Genomic DNA, 18,813 nt, shown 5'->3' with positions numbered 1-18,813 from the left:
CGTATATGCAGTTGCTAGAACTATTATACCGTTACGATAAACCCGTTTCACAGCCAAAGGTTTATCCAAAGAACTGCGGGTTGAAGTTCATCAGGAAGGCTTCGTCGGTGGCGCGGGTAAGGGCCGTGTAGAGCCAACGGACGAATTCGTCGTTTACCTGACCGTCGGGCAGAAAGCCCTGATCGACGAATACAGCGCTCCACTGACCACCCTGCGCTTTGTGGCAGGTTAAGGCATACGCAAACTTAACCTGTAAGGCATTCAGATAGGGATCGCGTCGCATGGCTTCGGTGCGTTCCTTTTTGCTCTTGATATAGAAGTAGTCCTTCATCACGCTTTCGTACAAGGCCTTGTACTGATCCGAAGTCAGCGAAGGGACCGGTGAGTGAAGCGTATCGAGCATGATCTTGGCGTCGAAATCAGGCTGATCTTCGTAATCGACCAGGCGTAACGTAACGGTGGCAAAGCGGAAACCGTGCTGCTCTTCTTTATTCCGAATCTTTAGCACTTCGGCAAACTCGCCATTGGCCAAAAATCCAGCGGGCGAATCTTCATCGAGGACGGTATAGTTATTACGGGCAATCATCAGCATATCGCCTGCGTCGAGTTCTTCCTCGCACTGGTCAATCATTCGCCGAACAAACTGGTTGTACTGGACGGCCGTTTTGTTGGAACGGCAGATAATCGCCGTATTTTCACGACCGTATTTGTCGTAAGCGTATCGAATACCATCTTCCAGCTTAGTGAGGGGCATTTTATAAATGTCCTGAAATGACCGGACGTTGAGCTGAATGTCGGGAGAGCCGGTTGCCGAAGGCGCATTGTCGCTCAGCAGCGCATCAAAGCCAACGGCTTTTGGGGTTAACTGCGGCTCATCCAGCAGCATGCGTAAACCCGTGGCGTTATATAAAATACCCGACTCTTCATCTTGCCGCATTACTTCGGTCAGCTCCTGTTCATACACCGTCATGTCGAACGAGCTGGCTAAAAAGCCCTGATCAAGAGCTGGGCTTAACTCCCGGCCAACGGGCGGCAACTGAGCCGTATCTCCCACCAGCATAAGCTTGTTACCCGGGTTTTCGAATACGTAGTCGATAAGATCTGTGAGCAGCCCCTTACCACCAAAGTCCGCTTCGTCGGAGATCATAGAAGCCTCATCAACGATGAACAGCGTGTCTTCGTGGTAGTTCTTCTGGCGCTGAAACGCCAGCGTTCCCGAACCCGGGTCGGCTACCTGCCGGTAAATTTTTCGGTGGATCGTTTGGGCGGGTTTTTTGGCGTAGTTCGCCATCACTTTGGCAGCCCGGCCCGTTGGGGCCAGCAACACTGATTTATACCCGAAACGCGGGAGAACTTTGATGAGCGTTCCGACGAGAGTAGTTTTACCCGTACCGGCGTAGCCACGCAGCAGAAAGCAATCGCGGTAGTGCTCGTAATCTTCGTGGGTGATGAACGCGCCGATTTTTTCGAAAAATTGCTCCTGGCCGGGTGTGGGTTTGTAGGGGAAGCGTTTGGCCAGCAAATGCGCGGCCGTTTGGGTTTCGTTCATGGTTCTAAGTTACAAAAAAAGCCGCTAAAAAGGAAGCCTGAGCCGGGCCAAACGAAACGTCGACCCACAAATATTTCTGCTTTTCAGGGTTAGACTTTACTCGGTTCGCCTTTTTTCTTACATTCACCTGCACTAAATCCTTCACGCACATGAATGTACGCCAAATTCTTCAGGGAAAAGCGGTTAACGCCCTCTACGCTGTCTCTTCCGACCAGACCGTTCTGGATGCGCTCCGGCTAATGGCCGAAAAAAACATTGGTGCGGTACTGGTCGTGGACCAGGGTGAGCTGACGGGTATCTTTTCGGAACGCGATTACGCCCGCAAGATCGTCTTGAAAGATCGCCATTCTGACGACACGCGGGTTGCCGACGTAATGACGACCAATGTAATCACCATTGAGCCTGATCAGAGCTTGGAAGACTGCATGCTCATCATGTCGGACCGGCACATTCGCCACCTGCCCATCGTTGACAAAGGCGAGTTGGTGGGCATCATCTCCATCAATGACGTAGTGACCTCCATTATCCGGGATCAGAAGAGCCGAATTGACTCGCTGGAGAGCTATATCTCAGGCAGTCCCTATTAGCCCGTTTATCCTAAAGTTGAACAACCGGGCGGTCACTTTGTCGTTCATGACGAATAAACTGACAGACTCTTTTGTACCTTTGCGTCCCGAAATAGGAAGAGCATTGTGACGCAAGTAGTTGAAATGCCCGGTTTAAGTGCCGGTACGATGGATTCGCCCCGAGAAGAGGTATTCAAACTGTATGGAAATCGGTTACGACTGCGTGTCTGTGGCCTTTACCGGGATGGTGACCGTTTGCTGATGGTTCGCCACCGGGGAATTGGCGTAACCGATACGTTCTGGTGCCCGCCGGGTGGTGGACCTCAGTTTGGCGAAACCGCCCCCGAAGCCCTCGTTCGCGAGTTTATCGAAGAAACGGGTCTCGAAGTCGAAATTGGAAAGCTGCTTTTTGTCAATGAGTTTATGCAGCCACCTTTGCACGCGATGGAACTGTTTTTCGACGTAAAGGCGACGGGTGGGTTCATTCGACAGGGCATCGATCCGGAAATGAGCTTAGACGAACAGATTATTCAGGACGTACGGCTAATGAGCTTCGCGGAAATAAAAAGCTACCCGCCCGAAGAGGTACACGCCGTATTCCGGCACTGTCAGTCACTGGATGATGTGTTCAATCTGCGCGGCTATCTGCATTAAGTGGTCTGACCTTATTTCGTAACTGCGTTATTCTGATACAAGCTGTTAAACTTTTCGTAAGTTTAGTAGCTTCCTTTAAAGTACATTTTTACCTGCCCTGTATTCGTGCAACTTGCTGTGACTTTAGCACCTACTGTTACTATTCGTTCTCACTCATTCGACCCAACGGATACCGCAAAATCCGTATTGTGTCTGGAGGTGGGCCGGGATCGGTTTCGGTTTGTGGTGCAGAACGCGCAGCGACGCAGCGTCTATCTTGAAGAGTATACCTTTCCGTCGTTATTAACCGAACGGCCGCTGGTCGGTGTGCTGCCCGATGTGTTTCGTGGGCACGCTGTGCTGTCGGCCGGGTCGTGGCAGGAGGTTCGGGTGAGTGTTAACTCTCCCTCATTTACGCTGGTACCCAAACAGTTATACCGGAAGGAGTACGCGGGGAGTTACCTCGCGTTGATGCGGGGTAGTCCGCTACCTGCTCATGAGTTCGCCCAGGCTTACGCCCACGAGTCTGAAGATTTCCTGTCGGTTTTCAACCTGGAGCACCCACTCGCGGACTATTTCTCGGAAGCTTATCCGCTCCAGCCGCTTACGTTTGTGCATCAGATGGGCGCATTGATTCAGGCCACAGCCCGTCTGGATCGTCAATCGCTTACGCCAGCAGCCATTCATCTGTACTTCGAGGATGAATTCGTTTCGATCATTTATCGAAACGAGCGGCAGCTTCGGTATTGCAACCGCTTTGGCTACCGAAATGTGCAGGATTTAGCGTACTATATCTTGTATGTGCTCGATGAACTGGCGTTACGTCCCGAAGCGCTGAATGTGCTGCTCTATGGTGAGATCACACCGTTTGCCGAGCAATACGCTGAATTGAGCCGTTTCCTGCCGAATTTAACGTTTGGTCATTTACCCTCCGGGCTGACGATGGCTAAGGAGTTCGACGAGCTTCCCGAACATCGGTATCTCAGTTTATTTGGTCTGTCATTACTTAGCGAATAAGCAGAAGAGCCAGAGAGGGGATAAACAATCCCAAAATCATTCCTTCGCTCGTTCCCGCATTGATATGAAGCGTATCGCCTTGTTTCCCGGCTCTTTTGATCCATTTACCAAAGGCCACGAAGACATTGTTCTGAGAGGGCTTAATCTGTTCGACGAAATTGTAATCGGTATCGGCCGGAATGCCCGTAAGGAACGGTACTTTCCGCTGGAGCAGATGACGATTTTGATTGAAGAAGCGTTTCGGGACTATCCGGCCGTACGTGTCATTAGCTACGACGATTTAACGGCCAGCGTGGCCCGTGCCGTTGGCGCGCGATTTCTATTACGCGGTCTGCGGAACACCACCGATTTTGAATACGAAAATGGCATTTCGCAGGTAAACCGCTACGTAAACGAGGCCGTTGAAACGGTGTTTCTGATTACTTCGCCCCATCTGGCACCGATCAGCTCAAGCATCATTCGCGATCTTCACCGCTACGGGCAGAAAGTAGATGATTTTCTGCCGTATCGCCTGGAGCAGCTAAAGCAATGATACGTTCGTACTTACCAAGTATAGGCTGATCCAGATCAGACTGGTTTGGTTAATAATTCCGGGCGTCCAGTTCTTTAAGCTGGTCAATTACGTAACGAATGGAGCTGAACGAGTTAGTGAGCGCCAACTGCGTTTCCCGACGGTCAAGCCAGGCCAGCTTTTCGATGTCCTCATCTTCCTGAGGAGCCATGTCCGTGTCGTCGACTACGCGCATCAGATACCACTTGGTACGTTTTAAAATACGACTGCCATTGAGCGTATACGTATGCCAGGTCGTGCAGATGCGCTCGCCTACGGCTACTTCAACGCCTGTTTCTTCTTCAACTTCCCGGGCGGCTCCCTGTCGGGACGATTCGTCCTGGTCCAGTTTGCCTTTGGGCAGGTCCCAGACGCCCCGCCGAAACATCAGCAGCATCTGGTTATCCTTAACCACCACGCCACCCGCGGCTTTGACGATTTTAAACGGCTTCTTTATCGCGTTTTCGCAGGCCACCTTGTCAAGACAGCCGAGGGTAACCGACAGCAACTGGTTCGCATCTGCTTTCTGAAGCAGGAGAAGCAATTTCTCGATGGTAGCAGGCGTCGCGTTTAGCACAAGCAGATGCCCGTGTAACATATCCGCTTTGAGTACCTCAAGGCGGGCGTCTACGATTTGATCGTAATCTTTAAACGCCTTTGAGTCTGAAGGATCAGTTAATTGAGAAGCGGCTTTAGGGCCAACGAGCCGGATTGGGCGGTCGTTTATAAAAACAATCATTGACGCAATGAGCAGTTCGGGCTGTAAAAGTAGTAAAACAGAAGCGCTATCACACAGTTGAACCCATTACAAACAGGTAGAGTTTACTATTTTTGCGACAAGCCAACCTTCTCCCTTTGTGGAACTTCTTATCATCCTTTTGTTAACGATTGTGAACGGAGTGTTTTCGATGTCAGAAATCGCTCTGGTTTCATCCCGTAAATCCAAGCTGGAAACGGCGGCCAAGAACGGGGACCGCCAGGCACAGACCGCCCTCGACTTATTCAATTCACCCAACCGGTTTCTGTCGACGGTGCAGATCGGTATTACGTTAATTGGCATCTTGCTGGGTATTTTTTCGGGCGATAAGCTGACCACCGACGTTCAGGACTTTGTGGCTCAGGTAGAGGTGTTCCAGCCCTACGCTCATTCGATTGCGGTGGTACTGGTACTGTTGCTGCTCACGTATTTATCGCTTGTTTTTGGCGAATTGGTCCCTAAACGTATCGGTCTTTCCAATCCCGAAGGAATCGCCAAAACGGTGGCTGCTCCCATGAACATCCTGTCGAGGCTGACCTCGCCGTTCATCGCGCTGCTTACGGTTTCCAGCGATTTGCTGCTGAAACTCCTGCGGATACGTCCGAACGAAAGCGCCGTGACCGAAGAAGAAATCAAAAGTTTAATTCAGGAAGGAACATCGGGGGGCGCTATCGAAGAAATCGAACAGGAGATTGTGCAGAATGTTTTCCAGCTTGGCGACCGGAAGATTACGTCGTTGATGACCAACCGTCAGGAAATTATTTACCTTGATCTGGAAGACGACCCGGTTGAGAATAAGCACAAGATACTGGAATACAAACATTCGGTGTACCCACTTTGCGCTGGTAGTGTCGATGAGGTTGTCGGGCTTATTTACTCAAAAGACTTATTGGGTAAAGACCTGGATTCGGAATTGTTACACCTGACTGATTTTAAACGGGAAGCGCTTTTCGTTCCGGAAAATAACCGGGCGTACCAGGTGCTCGAACGATTCCGGGAACGCAGGCAGTACGTCGGCGTCATTGTCGATGAATACGGGGGCGTACTTGGCGTGGTAACGCTCAACGATATTCTGGATGTGCTGGTCGGTGATATCAACGACGACAGTGATTCAGATTATGAAATCCGGGAACGCGAAGATGGGAGCTATCTGATTGATGCTCAGATTCCTTTTGAAGACTTTTTGTCTTACTTTGAAATTACTATAACCGCTCAGAACCGTCGGGATTTAACCGGATTTGATACGTTGGGCGGGTTTGCCCTGCACATTCTTAAAGACATTCCACAGGCGGGCGAATCATTTGTCTGGCAAAATTACCGGTTCGAGATCGTGGATATGGATAAGAGCCGAATCGACAAGATGCTGGTCCGTAAACTAAAGGAAGAATAAGCTTCTCGTGAACAGTCGATTGGCGTTATAGGTTATTGTGATGAACCAAAATCTCAATAACCATGCGACGCTTCATCCCCGATTCAGTTGATCTAGGCGGCACTCCATCGCCCCAACGGTCCAGCCGCGAGGTACCATCCGTGCTGGAAAATGATCCGCACGCCGACGAAGAAATCATCAACCAGCAGGCGGGGGAACAATACCCGAAGGCGGTAGAAGAACCCGCTGCCGAAGCTAAAATCGCGCCCGATGATCTGGCCGATTCGATTGCGTACGCGATTGACGGCAGTGGACCAGGCCCAACCAATGACCGCCCCAATGTCTCGGGGCATAAAACCATTACGGAGGGCATCACCGGGGCCAGTCTCGATGAAGAAGAGGACGCATTACGGGCGTAGTACGTTACACCACTTCCTTGTATTGCATCCGGTATAGATTCGCGTAGAACCCCTCGCGCTGGAGCAATTCTTCGTGGTTCCCCTGCTCGACAATGCGTCCTTTGTCGACAACAATGATGTTGTCGGCTTTCTGGATAGTCGATAATCGGTGCGCAATTACAACCGCCGTACGGCCTTTCATGAGCTTACTGATGGCGTTCTGGATCATCTCCTCGGTTTCGGTGTCAACCGAGGACGTGGCTTCGTCCAGCACAATGATTTTTGGATCTTGTACCATCGCCCTTACGAACGAGATGAGCTGACGCTGCCCCACCGATAGGGTTGCCCCGCGTTCCATTACGTTGTAATCGTAGCCACCTGGTAACCGCTCAATAAAGTCGTGAACGCCTACCAGTTTGGCGGCTTCAACGATTTTTTCGCGCGTGATCCGTTTGTCGCCCAGCGTAATGTTGTTCTCAATCGTGTCGGAGAAGAGAAAGACGTCCTGTAAAACAACGCCGATGTTTCGGCGTAAATGACCCAGTTCGTATTCGTGCACGTCAAGGCCATCGACCAGAATCTCGCCTTTGTTGATGTCATAGAACCGGCTCAGCAGGTTGATAATTGATGATTTACCCGCGCCGGTGGCACCCACAAACGCTACGGTTTCGCCAGCCTTAACCCGGAACGAAATGTCACGTAATACGTAGTCTTCGTCATTATAGGCAAACCAAACTTCTTTGAATTCGACCTCACCCCGTAACGTTGCGGGGGCGTGGGTGCCGTTGTTGGCCGTAAATTCATCGCTGTCGAGGAGCTTAATGATACGGTCAGTGCTGACGATACCCATCTGGAGCGTATTAAACCGATCGGCCAGCATTCGGATCGGGCGAAAGAAGAGGTTAATAAACATCACAAAGGCCGTAACCGTACCGAACGTAATGTCCGAGTTTATGATCTGTTTCGCGCCGTACCAGACGACCAGCCCAACCGCTACGGCCGAAATAATGTCGGCAACGGGATAGTAAACCGAATAATACCAGATCGAGCGAATATTAGCCTGTCGGTGTTCATTATTGATTTCCCGAAACTTGTCGGCCTCAATTTTTTCGCTGCTGAAAATCTGCACGATGTTCATGCCCGTTATGTGCTCCTGCACAAACGAGTTCAGGTTGGCCACCGCCGTACGGACTTCGTTGAACGATTTCTTGATCTTCTCTTTGAAGACGTACGTACTGAACAGCATCAACGGAATCGTCGATAAACTGATAGCCGCCAGCCGCCAGTCGGTGTAGAACATGACACCGATAATCAAGACCAGCTGCAGGATATCGCCGGCAATGGCCGCCATGCCTTCGCTGAATACGTCAGCCAGTGTCTCCACGTCCGAGATGGAGCGCGTAACTAACCGGCCAATGGGGGTATTGTCGAAGAATTTGAGCCGGAGTTGCAGAATCTTCCGGTAGAGCTGCACCCGAATATCCCGAATGACGTATTGTCCCAGCCAACCCGACAAATACGTATTTAAGAACTGGATCACAGCCTGCGCCACCAGTACCCCGATCATAATGGCCAGCATAACCGTTAGCTGCTGGTAATCGCCCACGGCAATAACATTGTCGATCGTGTGCCGGATGAGCAGGGGCGTCAGTGGGGCCAGGCAGGCTGCCAGCATAATAATGCCGATCAGAAGGTAAAAACGGGTTTGATACGGCTTAACAAACGTATAAAGTCGACGGAGAATCTCCCAGTCAAATATTCGACCGGCCGGCGACCCGGCGCTTTTCTGTTCTTGGTTCACGGGAAAGCAAAAATGGCGAGTTTAGGGTGTAACAGCTTTTTACGGCCGAACGTTTCCGCTTCGGTGCGATACTGAGAATTGTATAAAAAACTAAACGGCTTGTCTTGGTGAGCGTAAAGGATACGTGCTTTCGAACAGTATAAAGAAGGGGTATTTAAATTTTTAGATCAGCTGATAATACGTAACCAGGCCCATATATTGTCACTATGCTTATGCGAAGCGACCCGGCCGTGGCGAAACCAGTTAAGAATTGCCTATGAAACGAAGAACATTTAGCCGGTTGGCCGTTGCTCTGCCATTTGGGTTAGGGAGTAGGCAGGCGAAACTATTGGATGCATCGTCAAGCTTGCCTGCCGATGCGAACGATGATCGGACGTATTGGCTGCAAACCTTGCTGAAGGTAGCTGATCCGGTGCTGACGGCGTTGTCGCAGAATAAGCTAAAGGCGACGATGCCGATTGAATCAGCACCGGGACAGTTGGAAAGTCGAAAGGCTGTATCGCACCTTGAAGCCCTCGGCCGGACAGTGGCCGGGCTGGCTCCCTGGCTCGAATTAACGGCTGATAATTCAGCAGAAGGACGTTTGCGGCAGCGGTACTTCGATCTAACCCGTGCTTCCATCGTTAATGGTATCAATCCGAGCTCACCTGATTATCTGAATTTTACAAAAGGTGGCCAGCCCTTAGTAGACGCTGCGTTTCTGGCGCACGGCTTACTGCGGTCTCCTAAGCTTTGGAGTGCATTAAGTGCCGCAGAACAGGCGGATCTGGTCAAGGCGTTGCTGTCGACTCGGGTGATTAAGCCTGGATACAGCAACTGGTTGCTGTTCAGCGCCATGGTTGAAGCAGCTTTGCTGAAGTATACCGGCTCGGGCGATGAGTTACGCATGGATTATGCCATTAAGCAGCACCAAAATTGGTACAAAGGCGATGGAGCGTACGGTGATGGCCCGGATTTTCACTGGGACAACTACAACAGTTACGTAATACAGCCCATGTTGCTGGATGTCGTCAGAACGTTGGTAGAGGCTGGTAAAGCCGAAAAGAGTTTGTTCGATACGTTGCTGGCAAGAGCGCAGCGGTATGCGATCATTCAGGAACGTATGATTAATCCTGACGGCTCGTTTGCGGCTTTTGGGCGATCGCTGGCCTACCGCTGTGGTGCGTTTCAGTTGTTGTCGCAGGTGGCGTTGCAGAAAGATTTACCTCCGGAGCTAACACCTGGCCAGGTGCGGTCTGCTTTAACAGCGGTGATCCACCGCACGATGGACGTTCCGGGTACGTTCGACAAAAACGGCTGGCTGCAAATCGGTCTGTGCGGGCACCAACCCACTATCGGCGAAACCTATATTTCGACGGGCAGCCTGTATCTATGTTCAGTAGCCTTCCTGCCACTTGGCTTGCCTGCTTCCGACCCATTCTGGGCGTCTGCCTCAACAGACTGGACCGCGAAGAAGGTATGGTCAGGGCAGGCCGTAAAAGCCGATCATGCCATTAAGGGGTAAAAACTTATAAAATCAGAAAGCCATGTACACGTAGCACATGGCTTTCTGATTGTCAGCTTAATCAGTTAAAAGCTTGACCAATTCTGGTTTAGATTAGCTTACCGTTCCGCCGTTCCAGACTGAGTCGCCGGGAGCGATGAGCGATAGTTTACCGTCGCGGTCTTCGGCCATCAGAATCATCCCCTGCGATTCGAGCCCCATCATTTTACGGGGAGCCAGGTTCGCTAAGAACGTAACTTGCTTTCCGATGATGTCTTCGGGGGCGAAGTGCTTAGCGATACCGCTTAAAATCTGCCGACCACCCAGGCCGTCGTCAACTTTCAATTTTAACAGCTTATCGCTTTTCGGTACCCGTTCGGCCTCGGTAATGGTACCGATACGAATGTCCATCTTCGCAAAATCGTCGTACGTAATTTCGTTACGTAATGCCGGTATGGTCTTTGTTTCTAATTCATTCATGCGTTTGGCGTTCAGCAGTTTCTGAACCTGCTTATTAATTTCTTCGTCTTCAATTTTTGCGAATAGCAGTTCTCCCGTACCTAATTCGTGACCTCCCACTAGCAGGTCAGCTCGTCCTGCATTCTGCCAGTCAAGCCGGTCTTTGATGTTTAGCTGGTCGCAGAGTTTTTGAGACGTAAATGGCAAAAACGGCTCACAAACAATCGCCAGGTTTGCTGTAATTTGCAGGGCGATGTTCATGATGGTATTCACGCGTAAGGGGTCTGTCTTAACGGTTTTCCAGGGCTCAGTCTCTGCCAAATACTTGTTACCCAGTCGTGCCAGATCCATTACATACCCCAATGCTTCCCTAAACCGATATTGTCCGATGGCTTGACCAATGCGATCAGGTAACTCTGCAAGTGCATCCAGGACTTGTAAGTCGTAGTCCGTTAACTCACCCCGAACCGGAACTTTGCCGTCGCAGAATTTTTGCGTCAGGACAATCGCTCGATTGACGAAGTTGCCAAAAATGCCGACCAGTTCAGCATTGTTACGGGTCTGAAAATCCTTCCAGGTAAACTCACTGTCTTTTGTCTCTGGCGCATTAGCGGCCAGAACATAACGTAGCACGTCCTGCTTACCCGGCAATTCCTCTAAGTATTCATGCAGCCAAACCGCCCAGTTGCGCGACGTACTGATTTTGTCGCCTTCGAGGTTCATAAACTCATTAGCTGGTACGTTGTCCGCCAGAATGTAACTGCCTTCTGCCATCAGCATGGCCGGGAAAATGATGCAGTGGAAAACGATATTGTCCTTGCCGATAAAGTGCACGAGCTTCGTATGCTCATCCCGCCAGTATAGCTCCCAATCGCGACCCTGCTGTTCGGCCCACTCTTTGGTCATGGAGATATATCCGATGGGCGCGTCGAACCAGACGTAGAGTACCTTGCCGTCAGCGTCGGGCAAGGGCACTTTAATGCCCCAGTCGAGGTCGCGGGTCATGGCGCGAGGTTTTAAACCTTCTTTTAACCACGACTGGCACTGGCCAAATACGTTTGTTTTCCACTCGGTATGGCTATTTACGTATTCTTCAATGCGAGGCTGCATCCGATCGAGGGGCAGGAACCAGTTCTTCGTCGAACGCATCACGGGCTTGGAGCCTGACAACGTGGAGTGAGGTTCAAGCAGTTCGGTAGGGCTCAGCGCTGTTCCGCAACGTTCACACTGGTCGCCATAGGCATTTGGATTACCGCAGACGGGGCACGTACCGACGATATAGCGGTCGGCCAGAAATTGCCCGGCTACTTCGTCGTAGTACTGTTCGGTTACCTCTTCATCGAAGTTGCCGCTGTTATACAGATTCAGAAAAATTTCCTGCGAAGTCTCGTGGTGAATCGGCTTAGACGTGCGGGAGTAGATATCGAACGAAATGCCGAACTCTTCGAACGCCTTCTTGATCTGGACGTAGTATTTGTCGACAACCTGCTGGGGCGTAACGCCTTCTTTTTTGGCTTTAATTGTTATCGGTACACCGTGCTCATCGGTACCGCTGATAAAGGCGACATCCTTACCGGTTGAGCGCAGGTAGCGTACATAAATGTCAGCGGGCAGGTAACAACCAGCAATGTGGCCGATGTGAATCGGTCCGTTGGCGTAGATGAGGGCCGCCGTGACGGTATAGCGTTGGGGATTTTCTAACATGCTTTGTGGTCAATAGTCAATGGCGCTGGCAAATCGAATCGATGTGGTATAACCACGAACGAGCACCAGGTCACTATTCGGGCGCAAAATTAGCAATTCAGACCCGAACGTTGTTATGTTTACGCGAAGAGTAAAAAAGGGGCTGTAATGGAGAACACTCCGTCGAATACAAATAATTTCCTGAACTGGCCGGGCCACCGATGCGGTCGAAATTAAAAACTTCAAATCGATCAAAGATCTCCGGCTCGACTGCAGGCGCGTAAATATCTTTATTGGCAAGCCAAACAGACGCCAATTACTTCCGAATTCTGAATGACATCGTCACTACCTAACACAGTTTTCATTACCGGCGCAACGGGCTTTATTGGCTCTCACTTCGCACGACGTTACCTGAACATGGGCTATGGCGTTTCTGCCTTGAAACGCCCCGAAAGTGGGTATGGTCTGTTAGCTGATGTAGCCGATCAAATCAACTGGCGGGAGGGGGATATACTGGATATACCGTCTCTTGAAGCGGCTATTCAGCCTCATAATGACGTAATTCATGCGGCTGCCATTGTCTCGTTTCTGCCAAAAGACCGTGATCAGATGGAGCGAATCAATGCGGAGGGCACGGCGAACGTAGTGAACGTATGTCTGAAGGCGGGCGTGCGCAAACTCGGCTATGTAAGTTCAGTAGCGGCATTAGGGCGTCCGATGGCAAAAGGAGGGAAGACCGATGAATCCGTACTCCTTGCCGAAGATCAGAAATGGGAGGAGTCGCCCAATAATTCGACCTACGCAAAAACCAAATACCGCGCTGAACTGGAAGTTTGGCGCGGTGTGGCTGAAGGACTGAATGCCGTAATGGTGAACCCATCGGTTGTGCTAGGCGTCGGTGATTGGACCCGGAGCAGCCTACAACTGATAAAATACGTCTACGACGAAAAACCATTCTACCCCGCGGGTCTGGTAAACTATGTAGACGTACTGGATGTGGTTGACGCACTCGTTACGTTGATGCAGTCAGAAGTGACGGCTGAACGCTACATCCTGAATGGGGGCACCATTCCCTACCGTTCCTTGTTAGAACAGATAGCGGCTGCGTTAGGCAAGCGTGCACCCGCAATGCAGGTGCCGCCCGCCTTAACGCGGGTACTCTGGCCGTTAGAAGCACTACGGGCCTGGATAATGGGCAAATCTCCGCTCATCACGCGTGAGACTGCCCGATCGGCAAGTTCGTCGTATGCCTATAACGGTCACAAAATTGAGCAGGTGCTTGGTTTTCAGTACCGACCGTTGAGTGACACCCTGAAGCGAGTGGCAGCCGCGTTCAGAACCGCCCAAACCTAGGGTAAATAATCGGGAAAGGGGGTTGGAGTTTCGCTTTTTTGAGTTTATATTTCACTGCCAAAGGATAAATCGCGCCAATGGCGCGGCCCCTATCCGCCCCACATTTTGAAGGCAATAGCATGGAGCAAGAGTTCGAAGAACGAGAAGGTGACATAAAAGAATCAATCCGGCGTTTTGAGCAGATGCTGGACCAGCAGGAAAGCCAGTTTTTCGATTTGGACGTTTATGAACAGATGGTTGAACATTACCTCAACCATGGTGATTTAGACAAGGCCTTTAAAGCCGCCGAATTCGGTCTGGAAAACTTTCCTTACGCACTGGAGTTGATGCTCGATAAAGCCCAGATCCTGGCTAATTTCCAACGGTTTGATGAATCGCTGGATTTGCTGGAACGGGCTTCTTTGTTTAACCCCGGTGATCTTGACGTACCCTTTATGCAGGGTTCGGTCCTGAACATGGCCGGTCGATATGAAGAGTCGATTCAGGTGCTGGAAGAGTTACTTGATCGAGCCGACGATAAAGACGATATCCTCTTTCAACTGGGCCAAAGCTACCAGAACTGGGGTAAGTACGATGAGGCCATTACGCAGTACAAAAAGTCGATTGCCTTAAACATCAACAATGAAAATGCGCTGTATGAGCTGGCATTCTGTCTGGACGTAACGGGCGAACTCGAAAACAGCCTGTCGTATTATCAGCAACTGATTGATCAGGAGCCGTATTCGTATAATGCCTGGTATAACATCGGCATTGCCTACAGCAAGCTTGGGCGCTATGCCGAAGCGGCTGAAGCGTATGATTACGCGGTTATTATCAAAGGTGATTTCGCATCGGCCCATTTTAACCTGGGCAATACCTACATGAATCTGGGGTTGTTCGAAAAAGCCGAAGTGTGTTATCGGGAGACGCTCAAATACGAAGAAGCTACCGCTGATACGTACTGCCACCTGGGCGCGAGTCTGGAAAAGCAGGATCGATTACCGGAAGCCGTTAAAGAATACCGTGAAGCGCTTAAGCTCGACCCTATGTGGGATGAAGCCTGGTATGGTATGGGCGTTTGCCTGAGCGATTCGGGTAAGTGGTACGAAGCATTGCCCTTCCTGCAGAAGGCGGTTAAACTGAACGATAATAACGGGGAGTACCTGCTTGCGTTGGCCGAAACGGAATACAAGATCGGAAACGTTATTTCGAGTGTAGAAGCGTTCGAGAAAGCGGCTGAGGTCGATTCCGAGAATCCGGATGTTTATCTGACGTGGTCACTGGTGCCGTTTGATCAGGGCGACTTTCTGCGGGCGAATGAGATCATTCAGCTCGGTATCGAGGATATGCCCACTGAGGCTGATTTATATTACCGTTCAGCGGTTTACCTGATTCATGCCGGTTACTACCGCGAAGCGTTGATCCAGCTCGAAGCGGCTTTATCGCTCAATCACGATGCGCATGTTCAACTCTTCGAGTTTTTTCCGGAGTTAGAAAAGCAGAAAGCGCTTTATAAAATTATCCAGCAGTACAAGAAAGACTGAACTGGCGACTCCAGCCGCCTGCGTACCTGAATAAAGAGCCGCTGCCCATTCCGGTAGCGGCTTTCTTATGGTGGATCTTCTGGCCGCTCGTACCCGTAAAGAGCTGGAAAAGCCCTAATTTAGGGCCTAAAATCAATACGCTTACATGAAGTTACGCGTTCTGGTAAACATCATTTTTCGACGGTATGGGCTATGGATCGCAGCGGCTCTGGTGTTACTGGCAGGCATTTTAATTTTTCGTTCGTACCGCCAGAGCGATATGGACTGGCGTTTTGTCAAGGCCTTCGGCATTCGCTTGCCTATGCGCTACGGAATTCACGGTATAGACGTATCGCGCCATAACGATCGAATCAACTGGGAACGGGTACGGCAGATGGAAGCCGAAGGGGTACGCTTACAGTTCGTATTCATCAAGGCCACCGAAGGCGCTACGCTGGCCGACAAGCATTTTAAGAAGAACTGGCGGGAGGCAAAAAAAACGAACCTGCGTCGGGGTGCCTATCATTTTTTTCACCCTACCCGTGACCCTATTAAACAAGCCGCCAATTTCATCGACCATGTTGATCTGACCGCTGGCGACTTTGCGCCCGTGGTTGATTTTGAAGTGGTAAATAATCAGTCGGACGAGACGATCATTAACGGACTTCGGCTTTGGCTACAAACCGTTGAGGAACACTACGGGATTCAACCCATCATCTACACCAACGGAAATCTCTACCGCCGATACATCAAAGGCAACCTGGATGCGTACCCGCTCTGGATCGCAGATTACTCGACCAAGCATTTGCGCAATTACGACCCCGACAAACTATACCTGTGGCAGCACAACCAGAACGGGTGGGTGCAGGGTATTCGTGGTCAGGTCGATTTCAACGTCTTTGTGCTGGACGAAAACCGGATGCAGGAAATCTGTCTTCAGTAGTTCATTGTCACTGGGCCATTGGTTGTCTCATAATAAAAAAATAGGCTACAACCAACGGGTCAGTGATAGCAAATGATTAACTGTTCAAATAGTCATTTTGGCCAATTCGACTGGCTTCGCGAACCAATCTTTTGCTTTCTCGCCGAACGCGCTCATGTGCGGCATTTGGTTGTGCGCATCCAGACCGGCCTGGTCGTCCCATCGTTCGTGCATGATAAAACGTTCGGGATGTTCGAGGCTTTCGTAAAGCTCGTAAAGCTGGCAGGCTTTTTCGGTGCGCACCTGCTGGATGAGTTCGAGCAATCCTTCCCTCAGATTGGTTTCGGCACCTGGTCTGGCCGTGATCGTAGCGAAAACTAATAAAGGCATATTGGTTGGGTTTAGTGAATTACAGTAAATCACGCTTTGTCTTGCCAGATCTCCCAGGCTTTCTCGGCTTGCAGAACGAGCATCTGATAGCCATTCAGAACTAGCGCACCCTGCGCTTTGCCAAGCTGCATAAATCGGGTTTCGGCAGGGTTATACACCAGGTCGTAGAGTATATGACGGTCGGTAAGTTGATCGTAAGGGAGGTTGGGCGCTTCCTGTACGTTCGGATACGTGCCCACGGGTGAACAGTTGATGATTAAGTGGTGGGTAGGCAATAAATCCGGTACTTCCTCGTACGTACTGGTTTTGCTGGTTTTAGTCCGGGACACGTACTGGTAGTGTATCCCCATGTCGATCAGCGCAGCCACTACAGCCTTTGACGCTCCCCCCGTTCCCAGAACCAGGGCCTGCAGTTCCTTATTGCGTTTGGCCGTTTTCAGACAATCTTCCAACGTGCTGCGAAAGCCGTAGTAATCGGAGTTATAGCCAATTCGGGAGCCGTCGGCAGCGAGCTTGATAACGTTCACGGCCCCTACTTTTTCAGCGGATGCATCCAAGCGGTCGAGGTAAGGCAACACCGCCTGTTTATGCGGAATCGTTACGTTCAACCCGCGCAGATCAGGCGTTTGCAGTAAGGCCGGTAACGCCGTTACGTCGGGCATCTCGAACAAATCGTAGCGACGATCGGCAATACCTTCGCGACTGAATTTTTCGGTAAAGTAGCGCTGAGAAAACGAGTGGGTAAGCGGATAACCGATAAGGCCGTAACGTATCATGGTAGACTGAATTGACGATGCAAAAATGGGGAGCCAACCCCTGTGGTCGACGCCCCATCCTAAAAACCTTTGCTGAGGTAAGTTAGCTCATCCGTTTCCGGATTGCACCGATGATGATGGGAAGTACAGACAAGCCAATAATGCCAAAAACAACTAACTCAAAGTTTTTCTGAACGAATTCGATGTTGCCAAAGAAGTAACCCAGCAGCGAAATACCAGTTACCCACAATATGGCACCTATGATGCAGAACTTGATGTACGTACCATAACTCATACTCCCCGCTCCGGCTACAAAGGGAGCGATGGTACGTACAATCGGGATAAAACGAGCCATAATCACCGTTTGACCACCATATTTGGCGTAGAACTTCTCGGTTTCAGAAATATACTCCCGCTTAAAAAACAGAATACGTTCCTGCATTTTTATGCGATTTCCCAGAAATTTTCCGACGAAGTAGTTTACGTTATCGCCTAGTAAAGCAGCCGTTATCAAGAGCGGAATAATTACCCAGACGCTTAATTCATTGGTATCCCGGGCGGCCAGTGCCCCAGCCGCGAACAAGAGTGAATCGCCGGGTAACAGCGGCATCACAATCAGCCCCGTTTCGGTAAATACAATCAAAAACAGGATGGCGTACAGCAAAACACCGTATTCGTTAGCCCATAGATCGAGGTAGCGATCAAGATGAAGCAGAAAATCAAGCAACGATTTGATTATGTCCATGTGTTGATTGTGAGCAAGGAGTCAGAAGCGAGAAGGGCTGGCGCGTTCACGAATGGGCGTATGCCTACTTCTCGCTGCTGCTTTCTGATTACTTATCTAAAAAGTGGGTAAATGTATCTCCACGAAGTCCTAATCGGATGGTTTCTAGGGGGATAACTTCGTGAGGGGCAATGTTGCCGACGTTGACATTTGCGCCCAGCAGTTTAACAAACCAGACTTGCTGTTCTTTCTGGGGAGCTTCCCAAAGGATACTTTCGAACGGAATCTGGGTCAGAATTTCTTCGACCAGCCCCTGGCGAACTTCACCACTCGACCGGAACAAACCGACCGTACCCCCCTCGCGGGCTTCGCCGATCACTTTCCAGGCTCCAGCCTGCAGCTCTGCTTTCATGAGTTGAATCCATTTGTAGGGCGGAATGATCTTGGCCTCATCTTTCGAGCCTACCTCCGATAAGACGGTTACCTGCGAGGTTAGTTGCCGGATGTATTCGCATTTGTCATCCTGGTTCATGTCAATAGAACCATCGGACACTTCCGCGTATTCCATGCCATATTTATCCAGCAGCTTCCGGTAGTCGTCGAATTGATTGCGTACCACAAAGGCTTCGAACAGGGTACCGCCAAAATAAACCGGCACGCCCGCCGAGCGGTAGATCGCAAGCTTCTCTTTTAGATTAGGCGTAACGAATGAAGTTGCCCAGCCTAGTTTGATAATGTCGGCGTAATCGGCAGACGTAGACAAAAAATCCTCTACTTCGCGTAGGCTCAGCCCTTTGTCCATTACCATGGTTATGCCACTTTGGCGGGGCTTGGTAGTGCGTTCAGGAAGCTGCGTAAGCGTATAATTCATTACAAATGATTGAATAGGCGAGTTTAAAATC

Annotated in this window: 18 protein-coding genes; 10 read left to right on the top strand and 8 right to left on the bottom strand. The window is 50.5% G+C overall.

All coding sequences use genetic code 11. The features are described 5' to 3' along the window. Positions 1–61 precede the first annotated feature (61 nt). A complete protein-coding gene (locus ACYVBJ_RS22580) occupies positions 62–1,549 on the bottom strand; it encodes an ATP-dependent DNA helicase (protein ID WP_460984562.1) in 1,488 nt (495 codons plus the stop codon). A 149-nt stretch (positions 1,550–1,698) separates the two neighbouring features. Here ACYVBJ_RS22580 and ACYVBJ_RS22575 point away from each other — a divergent pair, with 149 nt between their 5' ends. The 4 genes from ACYVBJ_RS22575 (at position 1,699) to coaD (ending at position 4,297) form a co-directional block, all read left to right on the top strand. Further along, positions 1,699–2,136 (top strand): CBS domain-containing protein, encoded by a 438-nt coding sequence (locus ACYVBJ_RS22575; protein WP_460984561.1) that lies wholly within the window; start codon positions 1,699–1,701, stop codon positions 2,134–2,136. A 147-nt stretch (positions 2,137–2,283) separates the two neighbouring features. Continuing rightward, positions 2,284–2,769: an NUDIX domain-containing protein gene (locus ACYVBJ_RS22570; protein WP_460985262.1), complete on the top strand. Its 486-nt coding sequence runs from the start codon at positions 2,284–2,286 to the stop codon at positions 2,767–2,769. Positions 2,770–2,874: 105 nt separating this feature from the next. Continuing rightward, entirely contained in the window at positions 2,875–3,765 is an 891-nt protein-coding gene (locus ACYVBJ_RS22565) for a DUF3822 family protein (RefSeq protein WP_460984560.1), read from the top strand. 64 nt (positions 3,766–3,829) lie between these two features. Further along, positions 3,830–4,297, top strand: a complete 468-nt coding sequence (gene coaD, locus ACYVBJ_RS22560) for a pantetheine-phosphate adenylyltransferase (RefSeq protein ID WP_460984559.1) — start codon at positions 3,830–3,832, stop codon at positions 4,295–4,297. 49 nt (positions 4,298–4,346) lie between these two features. Here the strand turns inward: coaD and ACYVBJ_RS22555 are convergent, their stop codons facing one another. Beyond that, positions 4,347–5,054 carry an NUDIX hydrolase gene (locus tag ACYVBJ_RS22555; RefSeq protein ID WP_460984558.1) on the bottom strand — a complete coding sequence of 236 codons (708 nt, stop codon included), beginning with the start codon at positions 5,052–5,054 and terminating at the stop codon, positions 4,347–4,349. 118 nt (positions 5,055–5,172) lie between these two features. Here ACYVBJ_RS22555 and ACYVBJ_RS22550 point away from each other — a divergent pair, with 118 nt between their 5' ends. Together ACYVBJ_RS22550 and ACYVBJ_RS22545 are read left to right on the top strand one after the other, a co-directional pair. Beyond that, a complete protein-coding gene (locus ACYVBJ_RS22550; protein WP_460984557.1) occupies positions 5,173–6,462 on the top strand; it encodes a hemolysin family protein in 1,290 nt (429 codons plus the stop codon). 62 nt (positions 6,463–6,524) lie between these two features. Then, positions 6,525–6,860, top strand: a complete 336-nt coding sequence (locus ACYVBJ_RS22545; protein WP_460984556.1) for a hypothetical protein — start codon at positions 6,525–6,527, stop codon at positions 6,858–6,860. A gap of 4 nt (positions 6,861–6,864) precedes the next feature. Here the strand turns inward: ACYVBJ_RS22545 and ACYVBJ_RS22540 are convergent, their stop codons facing one another. Further along, positions 6,865–8,640, bottom strand: a complete 1,776-nt coding sequence (locus ACYVBJ_RS22540; protein WP_460984555.1) for an ABC transporter ATP-binding protein — start codon at positions 8,638–8,640, stop codon at positions 6,865–6,867. 256 nt (positions 8,641–8,896) lie between these two features. Here ACYVBJ_RS22540 and ACYVBJ_RS22535 point away from each other — a divergent pair, with 256 nt between their 5' ends. Beyond that, complete coding sequence (locus tag ACYVBJ_RS22535; RefSeq protein WP_460984554.1) at positions 8,897–10,144, top strand: DUF2264 domain-containing protein; 1,248 nt, start codon at positions 8,897–8,899, stop codon at positions 10,142–10,144. A gap of 93 nt (positions 10,145–10,237) precedes the next feature. On the opposite strand, the gene metG is transcribed toward ACYVBJ_RS22535, so the two are convergent. Next, positions 10,238–12,286 (bottom strand): methionine--tRNA ligase, encoded by a 2,049-nt coding sequence (metG, locus tag ACYVBJ_RS22530; RefSeq protein WP_460984553.1) that lies wholly within the window; start codon positions 12,284–12,286, stop codon positions 10,238–10,240. A gap of 312 nt (positions 12,287–12,598) precedes the next feature. Between metG and ACYVBJ_RS22525 the strand changes: the two genes are divergently transcribed. The 3 genes from ACYVBJ_RS22525 (at position 12,599) to ACYVBJ_RS22515 (ending at position 16,063) form a co-directional block, all read left to right on the top strand. Then, positions 12,599–13,618: an NAD-dependent epimerase/dehydratase family protein gene (locus ACYVBJ_RS22525; RefSeq protein ID WP_460984552.1), complete on the top strand. Its 1,020-nt coding sequence runs from the start codon at positions 12,599–12,601 to the stop codon at positions 13,616–13,618. A 119-nt stretch (positions 13,619–13,737) separates the two neighbouring features. Next, complete coding sequence (locus tag ACYVBJ_RS22520; protein WP_460984551.1) at positions 13,738–15,141, top strand: tetratricopeptide repeat protein; 1,404 nt, start codon at positions 13,738–13,740, stop codon at positions 15,139–15,141. Positions 15,142–15,286: 145 nt separating this feature from the next. Beyond that, positions 15,287–16,063: a glycoside hydrolase family 25 protein gene (locus ACYVBJ_RS22515; protein WP_460984550.1), complete on the top strand. Its 777-nt coding sequence runs from the start codon at positions 15,287–15,289 to the stop codon at positions 16,061–16,063. A gap of 84 nt (positions 16,064–16,147) precedes the next feature. Here the strand turns inward: ACYVBJ_RS22515 and ACYVBJ_RS22510 are convergent, their stop codons facing one another. The 4 genes from ACYVBJ_RS22510 to ACYVBJ_RS22495 all read right to left on the bottom strand — a co-directional run bounded on the left by ACYVBJ_RS22510 (position 16,148) and on the right by ACYVBJ_RS22495 (position 18,782). Next, positions 16,148–16,432, bottom strand: a complete 285-nt coding sequence (locus ACYVBJ_RS22510; protein WP_460984549.1) for a putative quinol monooxygenase — start codon at positions 16,430–16,432, stop codon at positions 16,148–16,150. A gap of 29 nt (positions 16,433–16,461) precedes the next feature. Beyond that, positions 16,462–17,208 carry a shikimate dehydrogenase family protein gene (locus ACYVBJ_RS22505; protein ID WP_460984548.1) on the bottom strand — a complete coding sequence of 249 codons (747 nt, stop codon included), beginning with the start codon at positions 17,206–17,208 and terminating at the stop codon, positions 16,462–16,464. 82 nt (positions 17,209–17,290) lie between these two features. Further along, positions 17,291–17,932, bottom strand: coding sequence for a DedA family protein (locus ACYVBJ_RS22500; protein WP_460984547.1), 642 nt, complete (start codon positions 17,930–17,932; stop codon positions 17,291–17,293). An 88-nt stretch (positions 17,933–18,020) separates the two neighbouring features. Then, a complete protein-coding gene (locus tag ACYVBJ_RS22495) occupies positions 18,021–18,782 on the bottom strand; it encodes a phosphosulfolactate synthase (protein WP_460984546.1) in 762 nt (253 codons plus the stop codon). Positions 18,783–18,813: the final 31 nt, after the last annotated feature.

It is taken from the genome of Spirosoma fluminis (assembly GCF_054778895.1).
This window is presented reverse-complemented; position numbering and strand designations above follow the sequence as displayed.

Bases quoted from the DNA above. Each gene is read 5' to 3' on its own strand.
- ACYVBJ_RS22580 (WP_460984562.1), bottom strand. From the start codon at position 1,549: ATGAACGAAACCCAAACGGCCGCGCATTTGCTGGCCAAACGCTTCCCC.
- ACYVBJ_RS22525 (WP_460984552.1), top strand. From the start codon at position 12,599: ATGACATCGTCACTACCTAACACAGTTTTCATTACCGGCGCAACGGGC.
- ACYVBJ_RS22575 (WP_460984561.1), top strand. From the start codon at position 1,699: ATGAATGTACGCCAAATTCTTCAGGGAAAAGCGGTTAACGCCCTCTAC.
- ACYVBJ_RS22505 (WP_460984548.1), bottom strand. From the start codon at position 17,208: ATGATACGTTACGGCCTTATCGGTTATCCGCTTACCCACTCGTTTTCT.
- ACYVBJ_RS22570 (WP_460985262.1), top strand. From the start codon at position 2,284: ATGGATTCGCCCCGAGAAGAGGTATTCAAACTGTATGGAAATCGGTTA.
- coaD (WP_460984559.1), top strand. From the start codon at position 3,830: ATGAAGCGTATCGCCTTGTTTCCCGGCTCTTTTGATCCATTTACCAAA.
- ACYVBJ_RS22520 (WP_460984551.1), top strand. From the start codon at position 13,738: ATGGAGCAAGAGTTCGAAGAACGAGAAGGTGACATAAAAGAATCAATC.
- ACYVBJ_RS22535 (WP_460984554.1), top strand. From the start codon at position 8,897: ATGAAACGAAGAACATTTAGCCGGTTGGCCGTTGCTCTGCCATTTGGG.
- metG (WP_460984553.1), bottom strand. From the start codon at position 12,286: ATGTTAGAAAATCCCCAACGCTATACCGTCACGGCGGCCCTCATCTAC.
- ACYVBJ_RS22555 (WP_460984558.1), bottom strand. From the start codon at position 5,054: ATGATTGTTTTTATAAACGACCGCCCAATCCGGCTCGTTGGCCCTAAA.
- ACYVBJ_RS22510 (WP_460984549.1), bottom strand. From the start codon at position 16,432: ATGCCTTTATTAGTTTTCGCTACGATCACGGCCAGACCAGGTGCCGAA.
- ACYVBJ_RS22545 (WP_460984556.1), top strand. From the start codon at position 6,525: ATGCGACGCTTCATCCCCGATTCAGTTGATCTAGGCGGCACTCCATCG.
- ACYVBJ_RS22500 (WP_460984547.1), bottom strand. From the start codon at position 17,932: ATGGACATAATCAAATCGTTGCTTGATTTTCTGCTTCATCTTGATCGC.
- ACYVBJ_RS22495 (WP_460984546.1), bottom strand. From the start codon at position 18,782: ATGAATTATACGCTTACGCAGCTTCCTGAACGCACTACCAAGCCCCGC.
- ACYVBJ_RS22515 (WP_460984550.1), top strand. From the start codon at position 15,287: ATGAAGTTACGCGTTCTGGTAAACATCATTTTTCGACGGTATGGGCTA.